The organism is Acidobacteriota bacterium (assembly GCA_009838525.1).
In the GTDB taxonomy this organism is placed as follows: domain Bacteria; phylum Acidobacteriota; class Vicinamibacteria; order Vicinamibacterales; family UBA8438; genus VXRJ01.
Genome location: VXRJ01000004.1, coordinates 1 through 2,500, shown reverse-complemented (window position 1 = coordinate 2,500; position 2,500 = coordinate 1). Strand labels below are relative to the sequence as shown.

The window sequence follows — 2,500 nt, the reverse complement described above, 5'->3', positions numbered from 1 at the left end:
GCCAGGAGTCGATGAAGGACGTGGCAAGCTGCGATAAGCTTCGGTGAGTTGCAAACGAACGTTGATCCGGAGATTTCCGAATGGGGAAACCCACCCGGGGTCATGCCTGGGTATCGGCGGCTGAATCCATAGGCCGTCGAAGACAACGCAGGGAAGTGAACCATCTCAGTACCTGCAGGAACAGAAAACAATAGTGATTCCGCTAGTAGCGGCGAGCGAACGCGGACCAGCCCAAACCGGTGTGCTTGCATGCCGGGGTTGTAGGGCCTGCCCGGCCGCAAGGCCGGCGAGTTACCAACCAGTGCTCTAGTCGAACGATCTGGAACGATCGGCCATAGACGGTGACAGCCCGGTAGACGAAAGGGCGCTGGCTCGCTGGGCAGGTTCCTGAGTATCGCGGGACACGGGGAATCCCGCGTGAATCCGGGAGGACCATCTCCCAAGGCTAAATACTCCCTGGCGACCGATAGTGAACCAGTACCGTGAGGGAAAGGTGAAAAGAACCCCTGTTAGGGGAGTGAAATAGTACCTGAAACCGTATGCCTACAAGCAGTGGGAGGGCTATGGGCCGGTTCGCCGGCCAACGCCTGACCACGTGCCTTTTGCATAATGAGCCGGCTAGTTACTCTTCGTGGCAAGGTTAAGCGATACGCGAGCCGCAGCGAAAGCGAGTCCGAAACGGGCGTCCAGTCGCGGGGAGTAGACGCGAAACGAGGTGATCTACCCTTGGCCAGGGTGAAGCGTGGGTAACACCACGTGGAGGCCCGAACCAGTGTCGGTTGAAAACGGCTTGGATGAGCTGAGGGTAGGGGTGAAAGGCTAATCAAACCTCGTGATGGCCCGTTCTCCTCGAAATGCTTTTAGGAGCAGCCTCGGGAGGTCGGCGTCGGCGGTAGGGCTCTGGATGGACTAGGGGGACCACAATCTTACTGAATCCAACCAAACTTCGAATGCCGACGACTCGCATCCCGGGAGTGAGACTCTGGGGGCTAAGCTTCAGGGTCGAAAGGGAAACAGCCCAGCCTACCGGCTAAGGTCCCGAAATCTGTGCTAAGTGGGAAAGGAACTGGGGACGCCGAGACAACCAGGAGGTTGGCTTAGAAGCAGCCATCCTTTAAAGAAAGCGTAACAGCTCACTGGTCAAGCGGCTCTGGACCGACAATTCAACGGGGCTCAAGCACAGTACCGAAGCCGTAGATTGGCCGGATCCTTCGGGGTCCGGCAAGTGGTAGAGGAGCGTTCTCTGGGCAGTGAAGGCGGATCGTGAGAACCGCTGGAGCGCAGAGAAGTGACCCTGCCGGCATGAGTAGCGATAAGAGTGGTGAGAATCCACTCCGCCGAAAGCCTAAGGTTTCCTGAGGAAGGTTCGTCCGCTCAGGGTCAGTCGGGTCCTAACGTGAGGCCGCAAGGCGTAGCGGATGGACATCCGGTCAACATTCCGGAACTACCTGAATCCACCGATGGGGGGACGCAGAAGGCCAGCCCAGCCTGCGATTGGAAGTGCAGGTTCAGGCATGTAGGGGGAGCCACCCGGCAAATCCGGTGGCTCGTAACCCCGAGGTGCCATGGCGAGACCGCAAGGTCGCAAAGTGGGTGCTGCCATGCTGCCGAGAAAATCCTCTAAGGGTCAACGATTCAGGTACCCGTACCGTAAACCGACACAGGTAGGCAGGGAGAACATCCCAAGGCGCGAGTGAGAACCCTCGTCTAGGAACTCGGCAAACTCGCCCCGTAACTTCGGGAGAAGGGGTGCTCCCGCCCGTGATCCGGCACGCCCGGTGAGCGGGAGGGAGTTGCAATAAAGAGGCCCAGGCGACTGTTTACTAAAAACACAGGACTCTGCCAAGTCGAAAACGACGTATAGGGTCTGACGCCTGCCCGGTGCCGGAAGGTTAAAGGGAGGAGTTAGCGCAAGCGAAGCTCTGAACTGAAGCCCCGGTAAACGGCGGCCGTAACTATAACGGTCCTAAGGTAGCGAAATTCCTTGTCGGGTAAGTTCCGACCTGCACGAATGGCGCAACGATCTGGGCGCTGTCTCGACGAGGGGCACTGCGAAATTGTGGTACCGGTGAAGACGCCGGTTGCCCGTGGTAAGACGGAAAGACCCCGTGCACCTTTACTACAGCTTAGTAGTGAATGCTGGTGTGTTATGCGCAGGATAGGTGGGAGACTTTGAACCCGGCCTCTCGGGGTCGGGGGAGTCGTCGGTGAGATACCACCCTTAGCATTTCGGTGTTCTAACCTCGGCCTGTGAATCCAGGCCAGGGACATTGCTTGGTGGGTAGTTTGACTGGGGCGGTCGCCTCCCAAACTGTAACGGAGGCGCGCGAAGGTTCGCTCAGGCTGTTTGGAAATCAGCCGTAGAGTGCAAAGGCAGAAGCGAGCTTGACTGCGAGACAGACACGTCGAGCAGATGGGAAACCAGGCCTTAGTGATCCGGTGGCTCCGCATGGAAGGGCCATCGCTCAACGGATAAAAGGTACGCCGGGGATAACAGGCT

Annotated in this window: 1 rRNA gene (cut by a window edge); it reads left to right on the top strand. The window is 58.3% G+C overall.

The window, feature by feature from the left end:
* A 23S ribosomal RNA gene (locus F4Y45_00730) occupies positions 1–2,500 on the top strand; its annotated part reaches 44 nt to the left of the window's first position; the annotation flags it as partial.